Genomic DNA, 21,811 nt, shown 5'->3' with positions numbered 1-21,811 from the left:
ATCATCCACGCAGGTCGGGAGCCTGATCACGGATCTTCGGTTCTCCTCGACATTCGCCCAAGTGCCTTCACCCGCAAAGGGCCGGGGCGGCATCATGATCTGTCGTGCTGCTGCGCCTGGCCTACCTCGCCACGACCAACGCCCTGGCGTTCCTACGCCTCCTGCCGATGAACGACAGAGACAAGGACATCGAGATCCTCGTACTCCGGCACCAACTGCTTGTCCTGCAGCTTCAGGTCGGCAAGCCGAGCTTCACCGACAGCGACCGTGCCATCCTCGCCGGCCTGCTCCACCACCTCCCCAAAGACAGACTGCGGCACCTTCTGCTGCTGGTCCGCCCCGAGACCATCTTGCACTGGCATCGCGAACTGCTCAGGCGACGCCACGCCGCGACCTGCATACCCAGGCGACGCGGACGCCCACGCACCCTACGGTCGATCCGCGCCCTGGTCCTGCGCCTGGCCAGGGAGAATGCCTCGTGGGGATATCGCCGGATCCACGGCGAACTCGCAGCGCTGGGGATCAAGGTCGCCGCCTCCACCGTCTGGGAGATCCTCCGCGAGCACGGCATCCCACCCGCACCCGAACGGCAGAGCACCACCTGGGCCAACTTCCTCCGCAGCCAGGCCAAGGCTCTTCTCGCCTGCGATCTTTTCGAAGTCCGCACGCTGACGGGGGCGCGCCTGTACGTCTTCGCCGTCATCGAGCACACCACCCGTCGTATCAGGGTCCTCGGCGCCACGGCACACCCCACCGGGGACTGGATCGTGCAGCTCGGACGCAACCTCCTCATGGACCTCGAAGACGCGGGCAGCAGGGCACGGTTCCTGATCCGCGACCGCGACTCGAAGTTCACAGCCGCCTTCGACGCCCTCATGACCGATGCCGGTCTCAAGGTCGTCACCACCGGCATTCGGATACCGCGGATGAACTCGCTCGTGGAGCGCTGGATACAGACCTGCCGCAGGGAGCTGCTGGACCGGACCCTGATCTGGAACCAGAGCCACCTCCTCCACGCCCTGCGCGAGTACGAATCCTTCTACAACGAGCACCGCCCGCACAGAGCCCTGGAGCAGGCGGCCCCATGCCGCCCGCTACCCACGCCCATCACCCAACAAGCCCAACTCGCCCACCTGGCAGTCCACAGACGAGACCGACTCGGCGGAACCCTCCAGGCATACCAGCACGCGGCGTGAACTGCCCGGATGATTTATCGGCACCCGCAGACCTACGAGAGAAGAGTCACGTCCACACCCGCCTGCACGCCAGCGTCTTATGCGGTGGCCTGGGACTGTGCCGGGGGCGCCCACCGGCGCCGGGGAATCAGCGAGGACAGCGCCGCGAACCACAGCCGATCTGCTGGCTCGTACCGCACCGGTCCCGACAGTTGCCTGCGCAGCACCGCGTTCTCGTGCCGCCGTACCAACAGTTCCGCTTCCTTGGGGTGCGTCCCGCCGCAGCAGCAACGCCGGGACTGCGAGCAGTTTCCGAGCCACCTGGTACACCAGAGAAACGATCGCCCGGCCAGGGTTCCAGCAGACCGTGATGGCGCGCCAGACCACCTCCGAGCAGCAGCGATGAGTTTCCGAACGGGACAGGGACACCAAGGCCCGCACATGCCAGCACGATCCGTGCCCGCAACGCCAGCGCCTGGGCGGAGTTCGCCCGTCGGGCCCGGCGTTCCAGCGCAACCCATCAAGATCGCCGACCACTCCGTCGACGCCTCCGCCGCGCCGTGCACTCTGCGGCGCACGAGTGGCGACACCTGCTCACCTCAGTGCACAGCGCAGATGCCTAGTCATACGCCTTGAACAAGATGCCGATCCCAGCAGCGCACGCAGGAAGAGTGGCCATCCAAACGCCGTTCTCGTCCCGGGCCCACAAGACGCCCGCTGTTACCGACACCGTAAGCACGATCCAGCAAACATACAGAAACCGTCGCCGGGACCTCGCATATTGAGCAGCAACCGCCTGTCGGCGTCGGCGTTCGGCATCCTCAGCAGCCCACGCACGTTCCGTGCGCTTCCGCAACCGTGCCTGGAAAGCCGCTTGTTCGGCGTCGTACGGGACGTTCAGGCTCACCTCTCCAATGGAACCAGCCTGCACAACGGGGCCATTGGCGCTACCACTGAACTCGTTTCGCACGTACGGCTGCTCACTCATGGGGCGTGAAGATACGCCCGCCACTCTCAAGATCACCACTGGAGGGCCGATGCCTCTGCCGGACAGCGGCGCTCCCTGGCCGCCCAAGGCGACCCCATGAAGTTCGCCGACGTCTACCGGCACGCCCCGCAGCACCGCCACGACAGCCGCCGGCGCCTGTGGGGCCGGAACCGGCCGCCGCACAAATGCGGTAGCGCGGCGTTCGGTGCGTGCGCGGACGATCAATGTAAAATAGTGTGCCAAGCATGCAGTCGATGGGGACTGAGTCAGGCTGACGACAGCTTCCTTTGGCGGTTTCCGGAAGCGGCCAGAGTTGCTCGCTGCCCGTATGGTCGCGCGCACGCGCGCGTGCAACACTCTGGCCGCATGGTGTGGAACGGTGATGAGTACCAGTCGCGGTTCGACCGCATCGCCGCCGGAGGAGGGGATATCCACGGTGAGGCCGCGCTGGTCCGGTCCTTCCGGCCCACCACGGTCCTGGATGCGGGTTGCGGTACCGGGCGGGTGGCCATCGAGCTGGCCCGTCACGGGATCGACGTGGCGGGTGTGGACGCCGACGAGTCGATGCTCGCCACCGCCCGGCGGCTGGCTCCGGAGATCCGCTGGTACTTGCAGGATCTGATCAACCTCGACCTGGGGTCGTCATTCGATGTCGTGGTGCTGGCGGGCAATGTCCCTCTGTTCACCCCACCGGGGACGGAACCGGCTCTGGTGGCTGGGGCGGCGGCTCATGTGCGTCCGGCTGGGCGTCTCGTCGCGGGTTTCGCCCTGGACCGCGGTTACACCCTGGACGACTACGACGCGCACTGCCGTGCGGTGGGGCTCACCATTGAAGCCAGGTACGCGACGTGGGCTCGCGACCCTTACACCGACGGGAAGTATGCCGTTTCCGTGCATAGCAAGCCCTAATGCCCTGTACATTCGGAAACTTGTCGTTCCTGGCCAGGCGGCATATCCGTACTGGTTGATCACACCGCCGAGTATTCGGGTGCGTAGAACCCGGTGAGCGGACGGGGCGACCATGGACGTCGGGTACTCCTGGAGGAGGGGAGGGAGCTGTCCGCGAGCAGGGTGTGCGATGCCTGGCGGTCCCGCCAGTACGTCGAGCTCAGCACGCTGCTCGAATACCACGAGGTGATGAGCGGCCAGGAGGCGCTGACCTCGTGGCCGCGGAGGCATCCCGAGGACCTCCGGCTGCTGAAGCGGGACGCCCTGCGCTTCGCGCCCGCCGACGGGGCCCGGTCGTCCATCACCGCCTCGGAAGGGCTGCGGAGACCGTTCTGCGTGCCATCGGCCCCAGCTTCGACACCGAGGCTCGGGACTTCCTTATGTACGAGGGGAGGTCGCTCCAGCGCCTGTGTCTTGACTCCCCTTGCCTCGCGTTCTTCCCGAGGCTTGCAGTGACAGGAATGTTCAGTCTGAACCATTCGGCTAGAGCCTGGAGCAGAGCGCATGACCGAGCGGACCCGACACCCGACACCCGGCAGCCCCGGTTGTTGCGAACCCTCTCGGGTGGATGAGGACCCGGCCGCGGCGAGGAAGACAACCTGGGGGTAATTCAGTTGCGAACCCTATCGGATCGATGAGGGCCGAGTGGTCATGTGGCCGCACGCGGTGTCGTGGCAGAGTTGCGAACCCACTCGGATCGATGAGGACCCCAGCACGCAGGATATTCAAGGGGGAACGGTACAAGTTGCGAACTCTCTCGGGTGGATGAGGACGCGAAGGCTGGCCGGCTCCTGTCTCAGAAGAACTTGTTGCGAACCCTCTCGGGTGGATGAGAACGCCAACGACCTGGGCATGCCCAACCGCCGGGCGTTCCCGTTGCGACCCCTCTCGGGTGGATGAGGACACGCCGCCCGCGAAGCCTCCAGAGCCAGTGGGCTTGGTAGTTGTGAACCCTCTCGGGTGGATGAGGCCAAGAGACGGCAGACATCGTCATCCGCCACACCCGCGCGTTGCGAACCCTCTCGGGTGGATGAGGACCCGACGGCCTGTACTCGGTCGCCGCAGAACTGTCCGTTGCGAACCCGCTCGGGTGGATGAGGACACGCCGACTCTGGCGTATGCGGTCGAGCTCAGTGTGTTGCGAACCCTCTCGGGTGGATGTGGACTCGTGGCGCATCCCGCGTGGGCCCGGCGGCGCCCTGGTGTTGCGAACCCTGGATGAGGACTCTGCGGCTGCACCAGCTGCTACTGCGACGTCCTCTAGTTGCGAACCCTTTCGGGTGGATGAGGACCCCGGGTCGAGCTGAACTCCGACGGGCTGAAGGTGTAGTTGCGAACCCTGTCGGGTGGACGAGGACGCGCCATGGCCCGCTACCGCAAGAAGCCCGTCGAGATGTTGCGAACCCTCTCGGGTGGATGAGGACCCCCAGCCCGGCCGTCCCCCCATGAGCCAGCGTGCCGCGTTGTGAACCCTCGCGGGTAGGTGAGGACTTATGCGGAGCCGACGAGGCGGTGCCGTAGTCCTCGGGTTGCGAACCCTCTCGGTGGATGAGGACCCGCGGCAGGAGTTCGTCAAAACGATCCAGCAGCACATGTTGCAAACGCTTTCGGGTGGATGAGGACCCTCACCCAACTCGGCCACGACGGACACCTGCGTATCTTGCGAACCCTCCCGGATGGATGAGGACGTCGCGCTCCGGCCCGCGTACTCGTAGCCGCCGGAGTCGTTGCGAACCCTCTCGGGTGGATGAGACCCCCTCCACCCCGGCACGCAGGATGCGGTGGACGGTGTTGCGAACCCTCTTGGGTGGATGAGGACATGGCTGGCCGGAGGTCATCGCCCGCTACAACCACGAGTTGCGAACCCTCTCGGGTGGATTAGGACCCGACGGTAAATCCGCAGGTCAGTGAGCTAATAATTCGCAACTTCGGCGGCCGTTTTGCAGCGGTCCAACGGTAGTGCATCTGCGCAGGTCAAAGCGTTGATCACGACGACCGGGGCCGGGCTGGGCTCGTCTCACCAACCCACGAGGGGTGATGACGACAACGTGACCCGCGGGGCCTTGTCTCAGAGAGATTCAGGTTGATGACGCGCGACGCGCATAAGGCAAAGCGCGTACGTTGTGACCCCGTGACGGGGTGATGAAGGGTATGAAGGTTTCAAGCTGCGTGCCCTGATGGGCGCTGATTCTAGCGGCGGGTTCAGCGGCGGACTGTGCCGAGGCCGTTTTCCTTGTCGTATTCAGCGTTGATGGTGTGGACCTTGAGCTTGTCGTCCCAGGTGGTCTCGGTGTTGCCTGCGATGGGGATGAGGAGGTCTTCTGCGAGGAGGCGGCCTGGGCGTCGGCCGTTGTCGGTGGCCAGGCGTCGGGCGTATTCGTCGCGGTCTGTTGTGAGGATGGCTTCCTTGCCGTCGAACATGGCGTCGAAGTCGTCTTTGAGTTCGGAGCGGTCGCGGAAGGGTTCGGTCCAGGTCAGGAAGGCTTCGGTGAACCGTTCTTTGAAGTGTTCGAGCTCGGTGCGCCAGCTCGCGCCCCATGAGCCGTCGGTGTTGGCGTAGATCTCATTGAGCCATGTGGTGATCATGGCTTCGTCGATGACGTTGCCGTCGTGGCGCTGGAGGATGTTCCAGGCCAGGGCGACGGGCTGTTTCGGGTAGACCCCGTCGGTGAAGAAGCCGGGTTCACCGCGGCGAGGCATGTACTGGGGGGCGTGGACGATGACGTCGGCCGGTGGGCGGGCGCCGCTGCGGTTGACGCGGCCGAAGCGTTGGCACAGGGCGTCCATGGGGGCGCAGGCGGTGTGGATGCTGTCGAAGTCGACGTCGAGGGAGACCTCGACGGTCTGTGTGGCGACGAGGAGGCCGCCTTTGCGGGCCTTGTGGCCGTTTTTGTAGCGGCGGCGGATGCGGTCTTCGATGTCGGCTCGGTGATCGCGTCGGTAGCGGGAGTGGAGCATGATGGCCGCGTCCGGGTCGCGGTGGATGCGGCGGGCGATGGGGCCGAGTTCGCGGTAGAGGGCGCGTGCGGTGGGCCGGTTGTTGGCGACGACGAGGAGGGCTTCGCCTGCTTGGAGTCGGCTGGTCATCTCGGCGATGGCCTCGGGTGAGCGGAGGGTGTGGGGGCGGGTGGAGAGGCGGTGGCGGCGGGGGAAGGCGGTTCCTTGCGGCGGCTCGATCAGGTGCGCCTGGTGTGTGAGGGCTGTGCGGATGGCTTCTTGGAGTGCGTCGGGGAGGGTGGCGGAGACGATGGCGAATCGGCCGCCGAGGCGTTCCCAGAAGCGCATCATGGCCAGGATCATGCCGAGGCGTCGTGGGTCGTAGGCGTGGAGTTCGTCGAGGATGAACAGGGAGTTGGCGGTGTCGAGGAGGACGCTGGAGTGGGCGGGGCCTGCGAGGGTGCCGCGCAGGGGCTGGTAGGGGGTGCCGACCCGGATCAGTTCGCGGAAGAGGCGGGTGGCGTTCTCCTGGGCCAGTGACTTGCGGGCGGCGGCCAGGGCCTGGGTATCGGTGGGGCATTCGTCTTCCTGCGCGCGGCTGAGGTAGTAGGAGGCCGCATGTGAGTGGGAGACACCGATTTCTCCCTGGGCGTGGAGGTCGTCTTCAAGGCGGCGGACCATGGCGTTGATTGCGGCGAGGTAGGGCAGGAGATAGAAGATCCGGGGTGTGCCTTGCCCGGCGGCTGTCATCTCGTGGAGGTTCCGTAGGGCCCACAGGAGTGCGGCTTCGGTTTTGCCGGAGCCGGTCCAGGCGCGGATGAAGACGTGTCCGCTGGTGTGTGCTGCCTGGGCCTGGTGGGGGCGGAGCCGGTGGCCTTGGGCGGTGAGGCGGTTTTCGAGGCGGTTCCGGTATGCGGGGGTGAGGGGGTGGTTCTGGTGGACGGGTGTGTGGGCGGAGGCCATGCGGTCGGCCATGGTGACTCCGCCTTGCAGGAGGACAGCGGTGATGCCGTCGATTTCGGCGTCAGGCCCTGGGAGTGGCCATTCCCACTGGTCGAGGAGTTCACCGAAGAGTGTGTGTGCGTCCTTCACGAGGGTTTCGGGGGTGAGGGTGGGGCATGGCCCGGCGGGGATGAGTCCGGTGTTGACAGCGGTGGTGTGCAGCCAGTCGGTGAGGTTTTGAACCGTGTCCGCGTCTAGGGGGCCGAACTTCTTGGCGAAGTCGTCTGCGGTGTCGCGGTTGTAGATCGGCAGCAGTGCGTGTCGGCGGCCCTTTTCGCCGGTGAGAGGCAGGTGGTGGGTGACGACTCCGGTGGCGATCCACAGGATCTCTTCCTCCTCGAGTGCGGCGAGGACGGTGGGGAGGAAGCCGAGGGAGAGGATTTCGTGCCGTTCACCCCATATTTTTGGGGGATCGTCGGTGTTGCCGATCTGGCGTTGGAGGCCCTCTGCGGCCTTACCCGTGTCGTGGAGGAAGCTGGCGGCCCGTAACCAGAGGGGGAACCGCGGGGGCAGGCCGGGGATGCGTCCGATGCGTGCCGTAATGGTGCCGGCTCGCCGGAGTGTGGTCAGGGAATGGGTCGTGAGCAGTTCGCCCTCGGTTTCGCCGTGGCGGGCGCTCTTCGCGCGCAGGGGCCGGGCGTCATGCATGCGTGTCCTTCGCGGCTGCGTGCGTGGGGTGCACTGGAGGGAGCAGGATGAGGGCCTGGCCGGCGTCGGTGGTGTAGTCGGCGGTGAGGGTGGCGTCGGTGCCGGTGCGGGCGTAGCGATAGGTGTCCCAGGTGGTGCGGGAGCGGTCGAGGGTGGTGGCGGTGGGCAGTTGCAACTGCTCGCCGTTGTGGATGGTGCGCGGGTCGGGGGCGGTGGTGTGCGGGATGAGCGAGTGGCCTTGAGTGCCGGTGCCGCCGCGGGTGAGGGGCACGCGGCGGGTGCGGGCGGTGGCCAGGTCCTGAGACCGGCCCAGGCGCAGGGGCCAGACGGGTACGCGGATGGCGGTCTCCCACATCTCCAGGTCGGTGGTCAGCCACACGGTGAGGGTGACGTTGGTGAGGAACTCGCGGTCCTTAATGGTGGCGTTGCGGTAGGCGGCTTTGGTGGCGGCGGGGTGGTAGGTCTCCAGGTCGGTGCCGGAGCCTTGGGCGGTGAAGGTCATGGCGAAGCGGGTGTTCTCAGGGACCTGGCCCCAGGCGCCGGCTGTGGCGGCGAGCATGCCGCCCACGGTGCTGGGCGGCGGGCAGGGCAGGCCGACTTGGATGCCTTGATAGAGAGGGTTGCGGAAGCTGACGATGGGGGCGCTGACGGTAACTTCGAGGGCCTCGATACGGGTCACCGGTATCTCCTGACGGCCGGGTTGGGGCTGGCGGAACAGGCTTCGGGGGGAATGCCGGTTCCCGTGCTGGTCCCTTGCGGGCGCATGAGTGGTTGACTGGCTCAGTCCTGGTACCAGGCGTCGTGCTGTCCGGTCTCGATCGCGGTGGCGAGGGCTTGGAGGACCACGCGGGGGTGGTCGATGACCAGGCGGTCATCCTTGATGAGGTCGTCCAGGTCGGCGCGAGCGGCCTCGCGCTGATCACCGAGGAAGCCCGGAGCCCACCCCAGGTGGACCGTGCCGTCGATGAGGTCGGACCAGGCGTCGATCTCTTCGCGGAGCGTGTCGGTGAAGAACCGGATCTCACCCTCGACAGGTGCCAGGATCCGAGTGAAGGGCTGGTTGCCGCCCTGGATCGGGGCGAGGAGGATCAAAGCCGGCGTGCGGTCTCCGTAGTGCGCGGCCTGGCTCGCGCCACCGTGCATGGCAGCGATGGTGCGCAGGAGCACGGCGACACGGCGGCGGCGTTCTGGGAGGGGCAGAAGGAGGCCGGAGGTTCCCCGGCGGGTGGTCTCGGTGCATCCCGCCTGGAGAGCTTCCTGCACGGACTCGTCCGACAGGGCGGCCTTGCGGACGCCGCCGTCCTGCTCGAAGAATCCGACGCGGGCGAGATCGAGGCGGAGATCCCCTTGCAGGGCGGCGGTGTAGAACTCGTGCTCGTGGAGGATGGGGTTGGCGCCGGTGGGCAGACCGCGGTTCATGGTGCCGAAGTCGCGAGTGGGCCGTTCGGGCGCGATCGAGACGAAGGTGCCTGTGGACAGGACCGTATCCCGCATGTGGGTGCCGGACTTGGTGGCGGCCATGTACCCGAAGAGGTCGTCGTCGGTGTACCGGTCGGGACGGCCGGAGGTATATGCCTGCTGTTTGGCGTCCTTGCCGTTGACGAGGACGGGCGAGGGGGTCTCGGTTTCGGGGAGGCTGTCCCTGAGCATGCGGCGCCACCACTGGGCGGAGCCGTAGGGGTAGGTCTTGCCACCGGTGCGGTGCTGCTTGACGGGGGTGACGTTGCCCTGGTCGGCGGTGCCGCGTCCGTTGTTGGGAGCGCCGGCCTGGATGTCGAGGACGGCCTTGCCGGTGAGGTAGATGCTCATAGTCAGTCGCTCTCTTCCTGGTCGTTGGTGTCGAGGGTCGTGAAGTCCTCGTCGGTGGCGGTCTCGTCGGTGGCGGTGACCGTGGCACCGCGGGCGCACAGTTCTTCGAAGACGGCGACGAAGAGCAGTTCGCGGGCGCTCCAGGACGTGTTGCCGGAGTCGAAGAGCACGCGCCACTGGGGGACGGTGATGAAGGGTTCGTTCGCGGCTTCGGCGGGGCGTTTCTTGGCCCAGTCGGCGATCTGGCTCCGCAGCCAGCCCTTGAGGTCGTTGGGTCGGCGTGTGGCCACGACGAACTTCTTCAGCCGCTTGTCGTCGTCGGCGGTGACGACGTCGGCGATGCGGCGGGCGATGGTGGTGACGTGTCCGACGTCCTTTTCCAGCACGTGCAGGACCTCCGTGAGATAGGTGCGGATCAAGGGAGCGAGGTGCGGCACCGCCGCCGGGATGCGGCCCGTTTCGGTGATCTGGTCGCGCAGCCACCCGGTCGCCCGGGACGGGATCTGGTCGGGCTGGTTGAACGCGCGCCAGGCGAGCATGCGCAGTCCGGAGACCTTGGCGGTGGCCTGGGCACGGGCAAGGAAGCGGAAACCGGCACGGCGGCCGGTGTCCGAAGCGGTGGAACGCAGCCACTCGGCGAGCGGCTGGCCCATGTCCTCCACCCGGAACTTCATATCCCGGGTGCTGTTGCTGAACTGGATGGCCTGCACACCGGCGGTGATGCGCTTGTCCCACCAGCGCAGCGCCCTCAAGGCGGCGAACTCGACAGGGAAGGCCCCTCCGTCCTTCTTCAGGTCACCGCGGACCATCATGTGCCGCTGGTTGCCGGGGACGGCGGCGGAGGTGGCGCGGGCCATGAACCTCTCGTCCCAGGAATGGACCCCGTACAGGACACCTCCGCCCGCGGTGAAGGCGTAAGGCAGAGCGTGGAAGCTTGTGACACAGGGAAAGCACAACGGGGTCCCCTGATGATCCGGGGCCGTGGTGTTGCGATGCTCGACACTGGCGCCGAGAGGGATGTCGACGTTCCCGTACCAGTCGCAGGCGGGGCGCCCGCACAGAGAACAGGGAACACCCGGCCACGTCTGCGCAGGCGGCACACTGCGCCAGGCGGCGATTCCCTCAGGGGTGCGCTTGCTCTTGTAGTGGAGCGCGCAGTTGGGCCACAAGGTGTACGAGATGCCCAGGAGGTACCACCCGGCCTGGCCCTTCGCCACCGTGCGGGTGGCGACAAGGTCGCTGATCATGCGCTGGACGACCTGGTCGAACTGCTCCCCGGTGACCTTCTCCGGGTGGGCGGCTTTCGCGATGGCGGCGATCGCGTAGGCACCGGCGCGCTGGAGGGGATGCGGGGTGAGCTGGAGCTCGTTCTGCGTGAGGTGGTCTGTCATCAGGGCAGCACCCAGCCAAAACCAGCAGATGTGGCGCCCCCGATGCCAGCGGACCACAGCGCCTGAAGCGCGGCCGGGGCACCCGAGACATCAATCTCCACTGGCGCCCCGGTCTTCTTGCCCCGATGGACCGTACCGGACGCATCGCCACCGTGACCGACCACGGAGAAGGACCGCTGAGGCCCGATCCAGGTAATCGCCTCAAGAGTGACCGTGCCGTGCCCGAAGGTCTCTGCCTTCCGGCGCAGGCTGTGGCCCAGCGCGACGTCGAACCCGGTGTCGCCTGGGAGAAGCCATGTCCTTCGGATCCGCTGACGGTCTGGCGACCGCAGGGCCTCGCTCTGGACCGTGATGGGGTTGGCGGTCCGGAACCGCGCCCTGCCGGAGGCGAAGGCAGGCGGCTCGACTCGCGTGACACCCTCGATGTTCAGTGCCACGCCGCCCCAGTCCAGGATGGGGATCATCGCGAAGTCCTTGGCGAGGGCCTCGACGATCTCCTCTACCGGGCTGCCGAACTCAAGCGTGCCGGCGCCTCCGGCGACATACGTGCCGCGAGCACGGACAGGCTTGGGGAAGACCGGGGCGCTGTGGCCGAAGGGCGCCATGCGGTGTGGACCCCATCCGGTCTCGTGGACCTTGGCCCCGAGCTGCGGCGCCTGGCGGGTCAGCGCGGCGTAGACGATCGCCCGCCCCGGCGCGATGACCTGATCCCACGGGATCTCCTTCGCCCTGGTGCTGACATGGACGCGTAAGCGCACATCTCCTCCTTTCTACTGGTCAGCGGGCACATGTGTGCCCGCGAAGCGAGGTGATTTCGGTACGGGTTTTTCCTTAAATTCCCGACTAAGGCGGTATGTCTATCACACCCAAACCACGCACGCGGCACTCATAGGTGAGGATCTACCAGCAGCCACTGACAACGGTCAGAATCGATCAGACGGACGCCAAAAACAGTCCCACACAGCCAAGTTGGGACAAGCTGTCGGAGGAGTGGGGTAGCGTCAGAGACATCGCCCCCAGAGGCAGCCTGCGGAGCGCATGATGGCTTGACAACCTCACATTGCTTATTGCCCCTGCACGGGGGTACCGACAGCGCATACCGCTGCGTATGGCAGCTCACGGCGCCTCGTCAGCCGGGGAAGGTTCGCAACCGATGCGGCAGGAGCTCCCCGATGGGGCCGCCCCCGTCGTCGTCAACCCTGGAGGGTTCGCAACTTGATCAGGTAGCCGTACTCGGCCTCGGCGCGCACGGGTCGTCATCACCCCGGGAGGGTTCGCAACTAGATCTCGCCTACCAGCGCGGTGAACAGCGGCGCCACGTCGTCATCAACCCCAGAGAGTTCGCAACGCAGGCTGTACAGCCTCACCGAACAGGAGTGGGGGCGTCGTCATCAACCCTGGAGGGTTCGCAACGTCTCCGTGCCTCGGCCGATCTGGCCGAGCGCGGGTCGTCATCAACCCTGGAGGGTTCGCAACGCCAGCCCTGTGGCGACGGAGCCGCGTAACCTCTCGGTCCTCATCATCCCTGGAGGGCTCGCAACACGGCCGACTTCCCGTAGTGCGACAGCATCTGCCGGGTCCTCATCAGCCCTGGAGGGTTCGCAACCAGGCGTTGTTGGAGGGATCGCACGCGTCGGAGTCGTGCCCTCATCAGCCCTGGAGGGTTGGCAACTAGACGGGCTCCACGTATTCTGGCAGGTCGACGCCCGCGTCCTCATCAGCCCCGGAGGGGTAGCAACTCAGTGGTCGCTATCGCCGACATCCACTTGGGAGTGGTCCTCATCACCCCCGGAGGGGTGGTATCAAGGACGTTCGCACGTTCTGGGTCGCCCCCGACCGATGTCCTCATCGGCCCCGAGGGCTGGCAACATCTGAAGGTCCCACGCGCCAGCAGCCACCACGGCCCCCTCGTCGTCATCAGCTCTGGAGGGCTGGCAACCACCACGGCGGCACTCATGCACCGGACCGGCACAGGGTCCTCATCAGCCTTGGAGGGCTCGCAACGCGATCTCCCGTCGGCCGCTGCGGGACAGGCTCGGCGTCCTCATCCGCCCTGGAGGGTTCGCAACCCGACGAGGAACTGGGAGAGGTGCTGGACCTGAGCCGGGTCGTCATCAACCCTGGAGGGTTCGCAACGCGTGTGTGGTCAGGAAGAGCCGTCGGTCCAGGTACGTCGTGATCAACCCTGGAGGGTTCGCAACACACTCACGCGGGCGGTGTGTACTGCGACACGGCCGGGTCGTCATCAACCCTGGATGGTTCGCAACACGAACAGGTGCTGGCGTTCCCAGAGGGGTATGGGCGTCGTGATCAACTCTGGAGGGTTCGCAACGCGAAGATGCGGCCGCTGTCGGCTCGGCAGCGCCGGGTCGTCATCAACCCTGGAGGGTTCGCAACCACTCGTACACCGCGGCGAGGGCCAGCAGGGTCGCCGTCGTCATCAACCCTGGAGGGTTCGCAACTCCTCGGCCTGGGCTGCGTAGAGGCGGGCCGCCTCGTCGTCATCAACCCTGGAGGGTTCGCAACCCTCACGCGGCCGCATGCGCGACGGCGGGGGTACGGTGCCGTCATCAACCCTGGAGGGTTCGCAACCCGACCATGAGGTAGAGGAACCCGGCATCTCCGTCGGCCGTCGTCAACCCTGGAGGGTTCGCAACGCGAGACCGTGGCCTGAAGGGTGTCTTTATTGCCGTACGGTACTTGACCTGGGGCTTTGCGGTCGTCCAAGTATGGGCACGATCAGTGATCGTGGGTCTGCGACTGCTGTACCTGATCTTCTGCCGACTGCTGGGCTGCCTCCTCCTGGTGGGCCGGTCGGCCGCCGTGAACAACGCCGAGATCCTCGCGCTTCGTCATGAGGTCGCCGTGCTTCGCCGGCAGGTCCAGCGTCCGCGGCTCTCATGGGCTGATCGTGCCGTGCTCTCCGCTCTCGCACGGCATCTGCCACCCGTCTTACGTCGCCATCGGCTGGTCACTCCGGGCACACTGCTGGCCTGGCACCGTCGTCTGGTGCGCTGGAAGTGGCGCCAGGCGGCGGTCAGGTCCGGTCGTCCACCATTGCCGGAAGAGACGGTTGCGCTCATCCAGCGCCTGGCGCGAGAGAACCCGACCTGGGGGTATGTTACGATCCAAGGGGAATTGCGTCGGCTTGGTCATCGGGTAGCCGCTGCGACTATCCGACGCGTTCTGCGCCGCTTCGGTCTACCGCCCGCACCGCAGCGAGCAAGCCAGCAGACCTGGCGTTCCTTCCTCCGTTCACAGGCCCCGCTGCTGGCTTGCGATTTCATGCACGTGGAGACCGTCTTCCTCAGACGTCTCTATGTCTTCTTCGTCATGGAGATCGCCTGTGCCGTTCAGAAATGCGTCGCTGCAGGTCGTAGGCGGTCTGGCGGGATCTGCGGGCTCGTTGGGACCATGTGCAGGTGATCGTCTCATTGGTGTATCAGGTCACGCGGAAGCTTCTGACGGTCCCAGCGGTGCTGCTGCGTCGGCGGCGGATGGCCACAGACGCTGAGTTGCTCGTGCTCCGGCATGAGAACGCGGTGCTGCGCAGGCAACTTTCGAGTCCGGTGCGGTATGAGTGGGCGGACCGGTTGTGGTTCGCGGCATTGTCTTCGCTGATACCTCGGCGTCGCTGGGAACAGGTGTTCCCCGTGACACCAGGGACCTTGCTCGGCTGGCATCGGCGTCTCGTTGCACGCAGGTGGGACTACAGTGCGTGCCGGAGCAAGCCGGGCCGGCCAGCGACGGCGGAAGTTGTGAAGGAGTTGGTGCTGCGGCTGGCGCGGGAGAACCCGCGCTGGGGCTGCCGCAGGATCCAGGGGGAGCTCGCCCGGCTGGGCCACAGGATCGGCGCATCCACGGTATGGAAGATCTTGACGGCAGCCGGGGTCGACCCGGCTCCCCGCCGCGGCGGGCCTACATGGCGTGAGTTCCTGACATCCCAGGCCGAGGCCATCATCTCCTGCGACTTCCTGCACATCGACCTGGTGGATCTTCGCCGCGTCTACGCACTGATCTTCCTCGAGCACGGCACACGCCGCCTCCACATCGCCGGGGTGACCGCGCATCCGACCGCACAGTGGACGACCCAACAGGCCCGCAACCTTGCGCTTGAAGTGGGCGTGCGCCTGGAGTCGTTGTGCTTTGTGATCCGCGACCGGGACGACAAATACACCGACTCCTTCGACGCGATTTTCGAAGCTGAGGGCATCAAAACCCTCAAGACCGCCCCGCAGTCCCCGCGGATGAACGCACACTGCGAGAGGGTCATCGGGACGCTACGGCGCGAGGCCCTCGACCACCTGTTGCTCTGGAGCGAGCGCCACGCTCTCCACGTTCTCAGCACCTACGCCGGACACTACAACGGGCATCGACCGCATCAGGCCCGAGAGCAACTACCTCCACTCGCCGACCACCACACCGCGCCGCTGAGCGACTTGAAAACCCCAGGACGGCTACTCCAGACCCGTATCCTTGGCGGCCTGATCAATGAGTACAGATACGCGGCATGACCAGCAGTGACGCGTTTCTGAACGGCACAGGACACGCGAGCCGGGCGGCACGCCAGGAGGCTGTTCGAGGCCGTGCACGCGCTGACCGACATCGGCCGCAGCTACAGCGCCGTGGCCCGGGCACTCGGCCTGGACCGCCGCACGGTGCGGAAGTACGCCCTCGCCAGCACCTGGCAGGAGGTGATGCGGCGCCCGCCCCGCAAACCCTCCACCCTGGACCCCTACCGCGATTACCTGCAACAACGCTGGGACGAGGGAGAACATAATGCTAAGGCCCTGCACGAGGAACTCCGAACCAAGGGCTACCTCGGGCACTACCAGCGCGTGAAGATGGCTATCGCACCGTTGCGACGTGGGCTGCCGCTGGACCAGCCCCACGAGCGCCCACCGTCCCCGCGCGAGACCGCCCGATGGATCACCACCCGCCCGGACAAACGCAACCTCTATGCCACCGAGCGCCTGCACCGACTCCTCGACCAATGCCCGGAACTTCAGTACACCTACGACCTGGTCCGCCGGTTCGCCGCCATGCTCGACAACCGGGACGCAACACCCCTGCCGACCTGGCTCGACGATCTCTCCCGCAGCGGCCTGGCACCGCTTGCCGGTGTTGCCGGAGCCTTGCGCGAAGACCAGTATGCCGTCGCCCAGGGGATTACCACCCCCTACAACTCCGGCGTCAATGAGGGCCGAATCACCGACCTGAAGCTCCAGAAACGGATCATGGCAGGACGCGCGAGCGTCTCCCTGCTCCGCCACCGCGTCGTCCTCATCGCCCACCTCCGCCGCTCCGTGGATCGGTCGACCATGGAACCCCCGAGATGATCCCCGGCTACGAAAATCTTGCCAGAGCCACGTTCAGGTGTACGCCGACATCCGGTCGAACTGGTCGTGGCCACGCTCGGTCTCGTCTCCCGGGGCAAGCACCTCGCCCACCCGCAAGCGAGCGATGGCCCATTCCTTCCAGTCCCGCTCGGCCACGGCCAGTTCAGCCTGGATACGGTCGGCCTCCTCCCGCAGCTCGTCCACGCGACGGCGAGCGACGAGCTCGCGCTGTTCCAGCAGCCCCACAACCGACGGCATCCAAGGCCTCCACAGCAGCGGCGACACGACAGACCACCACTCCCACAGGATCATCGCCCCTATGCCCGACCAGCGAAAACACCGTCCTCAAGCCCGGAAAGACAACAGCTTCTAAGGTTCGCGGACCCGGAGGTCCGGCATCTCGTGGAGTGGATCCACGCCGAGATCCTCCGTGATCCAGAGGGGGTCGCCGAGGAGGATGAAAGCGACTGGCCAACCGCCCGATATCACTTCATGTGCTCGGACCTCAGGAACGTCATGGGGACCGTATTGCGCCGAAAGCCGTTTCCTCGAGGCGTATGGCGCAACTACCCGGGCGTGTGATCACCGTGATGACGCCTGTGACCTCCCCCCGAACGAGCCGACCCGAGAGGATGACGACGTGGAAGCAGAGGTGTCAGCCGGGTGGATCGGCCTGATCGGGGCCTCGGGCGGCGCTGGAGGCGCCGTCCTGCGCGAGCGGACCCGCTGGGCCCCGGCCGGGCAGGAGGTCGCCGCCGAGCAACTGGCGCTGGACTGGCACGCCCCGGCCCCCGGCGACGCCCCGGTGACCGGCAGGCTGACGGTCACCGAGACCGCGACCGAGGTCACGGTGAGCGGCCCGGAGGTGCGGGTGCGGCACACCCTCGACGCCCCGGCCGGGCTGCCGGACCTGCAGACGGGGAACCAGACGGACGTCCGCCGGCTGTCGCTGACCGACCGCTCCGGCGAGGGTCTGACCGTCGTCGCCGACTCCGCCGAGGGCGAGCCGCTGCTGGAGACCAGCGCCCTGCACTTCACACCGTCGGACCTCGACGGCCCCAGGCATCCGTATCAGCTGAGGCGTCGCGACGAGACGATCCTGCTCGTCAACCACCGCCAGATGGGCGTCGGCGGCATCAACTCCTGGGGCGCGGCACCGTTGGAGAAGTACCTGTTGCACTCCGGGCGCACCTACAGCTACGCCTACCCGCTGCGTCCCGCCTCCGCCTGACGAACCCCTGCGGCCCTCAGCAGCCGCCCCGGGCCTGGCCGCCCAGCGCGGCCAGGCCCGGGCTACGCGCTCTCATCCAGGCCTGGTCAATCCCGTTCCCGCCGGCATGGGGCATCCCCGGCCCGGCCCGGGCCGGCCGGATCTGCTGCCGCGGACTCGCCAAGGGGGACGATGTCCTGGGCGATATGGAAGTGTTCACAGGTAGACCGTCCACCACAGCTGACGGCAGTCCACAGCTGACTTGGCCCGACCGGGCACTCCTCGTGGCCCTGCTGCACCTGCGGGTAAGGTCGGGCTTCCGGCCTGGCGTTGTAGGACCAGCAGTTGGTGCCGGAGGACGAGGATCTCGACGTCCTTCTTCCTGTCGTTCATCGGCAGGAGGCGCAGGAAGGCGAGGGCGTTGGTCGCGGCGAGGTAGGCCAGACGCAGCAGCACGACAGATCATGGTGCCGCCGGGGCCCTGCGCAGGTGAAGACCCCGGGGTGCATGTCGAGGAGAACCGAAGATCTGTGATCAAGCTCCCGACCTGCGTGGATGATTGATCGCACCCGCAGGGTCACCCCGCGAGGGCGTGGGCGAGAAGGGTCTCCGCTGCTGTCCGTGCGTGCCTGCCGTAGTCCGCTTCGCCCAGCACCATGGCCCGGCTGGCCGCCCCGTCCGCGAGGGTGACCAGCTGTTCGGCGAGTGCGGCCGGCTCGCGGCAGCCCAGCTCTGTCAGCAGTGCGGTGACCAGCCCCACCATCCGCAGTTTCTGCTCGCGGGCGTAGGAGTGGACCGTGCTGTCCGGGTCGGGGAACTCCGCCGCAGCATCGATGAACGGGCACCCGCGCACCGGTGCCGCGCCCGGCGTGGGCTGGTCGAACAGCCCGAGGATCCGCTCCCGCGGAGGGATGTCCTCGCGGGTCAGCACGCTCTCCAGGGTCGCGCCCGACGAGGCGAGGTCCTGGAGGTGGGCGATCACCAGGTCGCTCTTGGTCCGGAAATGCGCGTAGAGCGTCCGCTTGGACACCGGTGCCGCCTCCGCGACCTGCTCCATGCCGGTCGCGTTGATCCCCTGGACGGCGAACAGCCGGGCGGCGGCGGCCAGGATGCGCTCCCGTCCGCCCCGCCCGCGCCCTCCGGAGGCCGTAGTCGTCGCGCTCATGCGTCAAGTATACGCCTGCGTTTACCCCGGCGAGTGGCGTCTGTTAGGGTCCCGCCGTACCCACAAGGTAAACGGTTTCGTTTACATGGTTGCTGTCGAGGAGTGTCCATGAGCTTGCCGGTATCCACCGAGCTGAGCGGCTGCGCGGAGAAGCTGATACGCGGCCGTCACGCGACCCGCGCGTTCCGTCCGGACGCCGTGCCCGAGGACACGATGCGCGCGATCTTCTCGCTGGCCGGTGCCGCGCCGTCCAACTCCAACGCGCAGCCGTGGCGGGTGGAGGTGGTCAGCGGTGCCGCGCGTGAACGCCTGGCGGACGCCTTGCAGTCGGCCCACGCCGCACACCGCACCTCGGCGGACTTCCCGCATTCCGAGGGCATGTACGCACCGGTGCACCAGGCGCGCCGGACGGCGTTCGGCGCCCGCCTGTACGGAGCACTGGGCATCGGCCCCGACGATCACCAGGCGCGGGCTGCCTACGACGCGCAGAGCCTGCGCTTCTATGGCGCGCCGCACGCCGCGTTCCTGTTCGTCACCGGGGACGGCGGGCCCCGGCTGGCCGCCGATGTCGGCGCCTACATGCAGACGCTGCTCCTGGCGATGACCGCGTACGGCGTGGCGAGCTGCCCGCAGGGGCTGCTGAGCTTCTACGCCGACACGGTCCGCGCCGAACTCGCAGTCAGCGCAGGGCGACTGCTCGTGGGCGTCTCCTTCGGCTACGCCGACGAGGCCGCGCCGGTGAACCACGTCACGACCGAACGAGCTGCGCTCGAAGAGGTCGCGACCTTCCACGGCTAGGGTCCGTCTTCAAAGATCACCGGGTGGCGGATGACAGTGGGGTGATATGCCGCCATGAACCCATCACCCAGAAGTGGGAGTTACTCGCTCCGCTGATGCCGCGGGCTTCGAGGGGCCGACCGCGTGTGTCGGACCGGCAGGTCTTCAACAGCATGGTCTCGTCCGCGCCCACCGGCACGCCGCCGCCACCGGCCGAAATGGGACGGGGAACTGGCTGGACACGGGAAGCGTCCGCCACCGCGGGGACGACGCGGTTCCCCGTGCCCACCGCCGATTGCGGCGGAGCAGGGGTGTCGTAGTAGCCATGGGGCGGCTGTGCCTGCCGGGCACTGCCGCCCTGCCGAACGCGGCCGGCACTACAGCTCGGTTGACCACCTATTTAACTGCAACTAGCCTGATTGCAGTTAATGGTGGCGATGACAGGAGCAGGAGTTGGCGGGTCTCAGCAGCAGGAGCGCGGTCGCGATTCACGCGCTTGCGATGCTGGCGCACCGGCGCGGGGGCTCGTTGACTTCCGCGGAGATCGCGGACAGCCTTGACAGCAATCCAGTCCTCGTGCGGCGCATCCTCGGGCGCTTGCGAGACGCTCACCTGGTGCGGTCCACCGAGGGCCGAGGGGGCGGCTGGTCCCTTGCTGGCGATCCGCGGGACATCACGCTCTATGACGCGTACGCCGCCGTCGAGGGGGGCCAGATCTTCTCGCGGCACACGCATCCGCCCAGCGGGGCGTGCGAGGTCGGACGCAATATCGGCGACCTGCTCGACGCCGAGTTCCAGAACGCGGAGCGGGCTCTGGAGCAACGACTCGGCAGGACGACGATCGCCGGCCTGCTGCAGCAGATACTGCCCGCCGACAACGAAGTGAAGGATCACTGACCCAGCGGTAGCGCATGCACACCCTGCGCCGCGACACACAACTTAACTGTGACTGATTTAGTTGCAGTTCGTTCTAGGGCGGGGTCCGAACCCTCCCGGTCCGCGATACCAGCGGCCGCACGATGCGTGCACCACGGCCCGAACACCTACGCGCCAGGAGAAATGCGATGCCTCAGGAATCCGAAGCAGTCGTGAGCGCCGGGGCTCGCGGCCCGGCGACCTACGACCTCGTGGTCAGGCGCGCACATGTCTTCGACGGCCGCCAGGCGCTCGCCGGTCTGTACGACGTCGCCATCAACGGTGGAGAGATCGCATCCGTCTCGGCCGAGCCGCTCAGGGGCGGACAGGAGGTGGATGCGGCCGGAGGATGGGTCATGCCGGGCCTGATCGACACTCATATCCACTTCTACGACGTGCGTGCGGTCTCCGATCCGGACTCGATGCGGGCCTTCGAGGACAACGAGCTTCCCGAAAAGCTCGGGCTGTTCCTCGAGCACGGGATCACCACCATCAAGTCGGTGGGCGATCCGACGGGCGGAATCCTGGACACGCGGGCCAGAATCGCCGCAGGAACGCTGAGAGGCCCGCGACTGCTGGCAACCGGCTGCGGCATCACCGGACGCGACGGGCACCCCGCCGCCACGGTGTTCAGCGACAACTCCTGGGCGCGCGAGCGCTTCACGGGAGAGGTCGACAGCGTGCAGCAGATGCGCGACCTGGTGCACCACCTCGCTGACCGCGAGGTGGACGCGATCAAACTCCTGTCGGAAGGCGCGTGCGCACGATCTGGGGAGCCGAAGTACCTCTGGCGGAATCCTGCCTTTCCGGATGGTGTCGAGTTGGAACGGCTCCCCCTCGATCTCCTTCGGGCGGGTATCGAGACCGCGCACGAACGGGGCCTTCGGGTTACCGTCCACACCACTCAGCAAGCCGCGGCACGCGAGGCGATCGAGGCCGGGGCGGACGGCCTGGAGCACGGTGTCACTGTCGAGCCCCTCACCGACCACTCCCTCATCGATCTGATGCTCGAACACGACATCACCTACACGCCCACGCTCTGGATCGACGATGCCCACCCGGACGCCCGTGTCAATCTCAAAAAGGTCGCTGAGGCGGGCGTGCACATCGCGCTGGGCAGCGACACCTTCAGCGGTCGGGGCCTGTTCGGAGCCAACACTCTGCAAGAGGCCGGACTCATGGTGGCGGCCGGGATGACGCCCACCCAGGTGCTGGCCGCAGGCACCAGCGGCGCGTCGCGGCAATGTGTCCGCCCCGACCTCGGCACGGTGGCCCCCGGCAATCGCGCCGACCTGCTCGTGCTGAACGCTGATCCCACTGCGGACATCGGCAACCTTCGCGACCTCAGCATGGTGATCCTGAACGGCGAGCTCGCCATCGACAAGCGCTAGATGTATTGATCACGAGCGTTGTTATCGCTGGCGGGGCCGTCCCTGCTGTGCGGCGGCCTGTGGGGGCTCGAATAATCGTTGCTCCTGGTCAAGCGGCATACCTGTACTCGTTGATC

The 21,811-nt window shown here is 67.0% G+C and carries 15 protein-coding genes and 3 pseudogenes; 9 read left to right on the top strand and 9 right to left on the bottom strand.

Features of this window, described 5'->3' with window-relative positions:
* Positions 1 to 104: 104 nt before the first annotated feature.
* The gene (locus tag ACH4U7_RS47555; protein ID WP_398533983.1) at positions 105 to 1,196 is read left to right on the top strand and encodes an integrase core domain-containing protein; all 1,092 of its coding nucleotides are present in this window, start codon (positions 105 to 107) and stop codon (positions 1,194 to 1,196) included.
* Positions 1,197 to 1,303: 107 nt separating this feature from the next.
* Here the strand turns inward: ACH4U7_RS47555 and ACH4U7_RS47550 are convergent.
* Positions 1,304 to 1,547, bottom strand: a pseudogene (locus ACH4U7_RS47550) (integrase); the annotation flags it as partial.
* Between the two features lie 982 nt (positions 1,548 to 2,529).
* Between ACH4U7_RS47550 and ACH4U7_RS47545 the strand changes: the two are divergent.
* Positions 2,530 to 3,072, top strand: coding sequence for a class I SAM-dependent DNA methyltransferase (locus ACH4U7_RS47545; RefSeq protein WP_398534039.1), 543 nt, complete (start codon positions 2,530 to 2,532; stop codon positions 3,070 to 3,072).
* A 2,241-nt stretch (positions 3,073 to 5,313) separates the two neighbouring features.
* On the opposite strand, the gene cas3 is transcribed toward ACH4U7_RS47545, so the two are convergent.
* From cas3 to ACH4U7_RS47520, 5 genes are all read right to left on the bottom strand, one after another.
* The gene (gene cas3, locus ACH4U7_RS47540) at positions 5,314 to 7,698 is read right to left on the bottom strand and encodes a CRISPR-associated helicase Cas3' (RefSeq protein ID WP_398533982.1); all 2,385 of its coding nucleotides are present in this window, start codon (positions 7,696 to 7,698) and stop codon (positions 5,314 to 5,316) included.
* Entirely contained in the window at positions 7,691 to 8,377 is a 687-nt protein-coding gene (cas5, locus tag ACH4U7_RS47535) for a CRISPR-associated protein Cas5 (protein ID WP_398533981.1), read from the bottom strand. Before cas5 ends, cas3 begins: the two co-directional genes overlap by 8 nt.
* 101 nt (positions 8,378 to 8,478) lie before the next feature.
* Entirely contained in the window at positions 8,479 to 9,507 is a 1,029-nt protein-coding gene (gene cas7i, locus ACH4U7_RS47530) for a type I-B CRISPR-associated protein Cas7/Cst2/DevR (RefSeq protein WP_398533980.1), read from the bottom strand.
* Between the two features lie 2 nt (positions 9,508 to 9,509).
* Entirely contained in the window at positions 9,510 to 10,898 is a 1,389-nt protein-coding gene (locus tag ACH4U7_RS47525) for a hypothetical protein (protein WP_398533979.1), read from the bottom strand.
* Positions 10,898 to 11,656 carry a CRISPR-associated endoribonuclease Cas6 gene (locus ACH4U7_RS47520; protein ID WP_398533978.1) on the bottom strand — a complete coding sequence of 253 codons (759 nt, stop codon included), beginning with the start codon at positions 11,654 to 11,656 and terminating at the stop codon, positions 10,898 to 10,900. Before ACH4U7_RS47520 ends, ACH4U7_RS47525 begins: the two co-directional genes overlap by 1 nt.
* A 1,990-nt stretch (positions 11,657 to 13,646) precedes the next feature.
* Between ACH4U7_RS47520 and ACH4U7_RS47515 the strand changes: the two are divergent.
* From ACH4U7_RS47515 to ACH4U7_RS47505, 3 genes and pseudogenes are all read left to right on the top strand, one after another.
* Positions 13,647 to 14,243: pseudogene (locus tag ACH4U7_RS47515) on the top strand (integrase); the annotation flags it as partial.
* Positions 14,244 to 14,320: 77 nt separating this feature from the next.
* Positions 14,321 to 15,412 (top strand): integrase core domain-containing protein, encoded by a 1,092-nt coding sequence (locus ACH4U7_RS47510; RefSeq protein WP_311728146.1) that lies wholly within the window; start codon positions 14,321 to 14,323, stop codon positions 15,410 to 15,412.
* Positions 15,413 to 15,484: 72 nt separating this feature from the next.
* Positions 15,485 to 16,237, top strand: a complete 753-nt coding sequence (locus ACH4U7_RS47505) for a transposase (RefSeq protein WP_398533977.1) — start codon at positions 15,485 to 15,487, stop codon at positions 16,235 to 16,237.
* 51 nt (positions 16,238 to 16,288) lie between these two features.
* On the opposite strand, the pseudogene ACH4U7_RS47500 reads toward ACH4U7_RS47505, so the two are convergent.
* A pseudogene (locus ACH4U7_RS47500) lies at positions 16,289 to 16,495 on the bottom strand (hypothetical protein); the annotation flags it as partial.
* Between the two features lie 382 nt (positions 16,496 to 16,877).
* Here ACH4U7_RS47500 and ACH4U7_RS47495 point away from each other — a divergent pair.
* A complete protein-coding gene (locus tag ACH4U7_RS47495) occupies positions 16,878 to 17,468 on the top strand; it encodes a hypothetical protein (RefSeq protein ID WP_311728148.1) in 591 nt (196 codons plus the stop codon).
* Positions 17,469 to 17,663: 195 nt separating this feature from the next.
* Here ACH4U7_RS47495 and ACH4U7_RS47490 read toward each other — a convergent pair whose 3' ends face one another.
* Together ACH4U7_RS47490 and ACH4U7_RS47485 are read right to left on the bottom strand one after the other, a co-directional pair.
* Complete coding sequence (locus ACH4U7_RS47490) at positions 17,664 to 17,903, bottom strand: hypothetical protein (protein ID WP_398533976.1); 240 nt, start codon at positions 17,901 to 17,903, stop codon at positions 17,664 to 17,666.
* Positions 17,904 to 18,024: 121 nt separating this feature from the next.
* Complete coding sequence (locus ACH4U7_RS47485; RefSeq protein WP_311728149.1) at positions 18,025 to 18,612, bottom strand: TetR family transcriptional regulator; 588 nt, start codon at positions 18,610 to 18,612, stop codon at positions 18,025 to 18,027.
* A gap of 108 nt (positions 18,613 to 18,720) precedes the next feature.
* On the opposite strand from ACH4U7_RS47485, the gene ACH4U7_RS47480 reads away from it, so the two are divergent.
* From ACH4U7_RS47480 to ACH4U7_RS47470, 3 genes are all read left to right on the top strand, one after another.
* Positions 18,721 to 19,410 carry a nitroreductase gene (locus tag ACH4U7_RS47480; protein ID WP_311728150.1) on the top strand — a complete coding sequence of 230 codons (690 nt, stop codon included), beginning with the start codon at positions 18,721 to 18,723 and terminating at the stop codon, positions 19,408 to 19,410.
* A 432-nt stretch (positions 19,411 to 19,842) separates the two neighbouring features.
* Complete coding sequence (locus ACH4U7_RS47475) at positions 19,843 to 20,286, top strand: Rrf2 family transcriptional regulator (RefSeq protein ID WP_311728151.1); 444 nt, start codon at positions 19,843 to 19,845, stop codon at positions 20,284 to 20,286.
* Between the two features lie 167 nt (positions 20,287 to 20,453).
* The gene (locus ACH4U7_RS47470) at positions 20,454 to 21,695 is read left to right on the top strand and encodes an amidohydrolase family protein (protein ID WP_311728293.1); all 1,242 of its coding nucleotides are present in this window, start codon (positions 20,454 to 20,456) and stop codon (positions 21,693 to 21,695) included.
* Positions 21,696 to 21,811: the final 116 nt, after the last annotated feature.

It is taken from the genome of Streptomyces sp. NPDC020845 (assembly GCF_044334165.1).
GTDB lineage: Bacteria > Actinomycetota > Actinomycetes > Streptomycetales > Streptomycetaceae > Streptomyces.
Note: the sequence above shows the minus strand (reverse complement) of the source record. Positions and strands in the feature narration are given on the sequence as shown.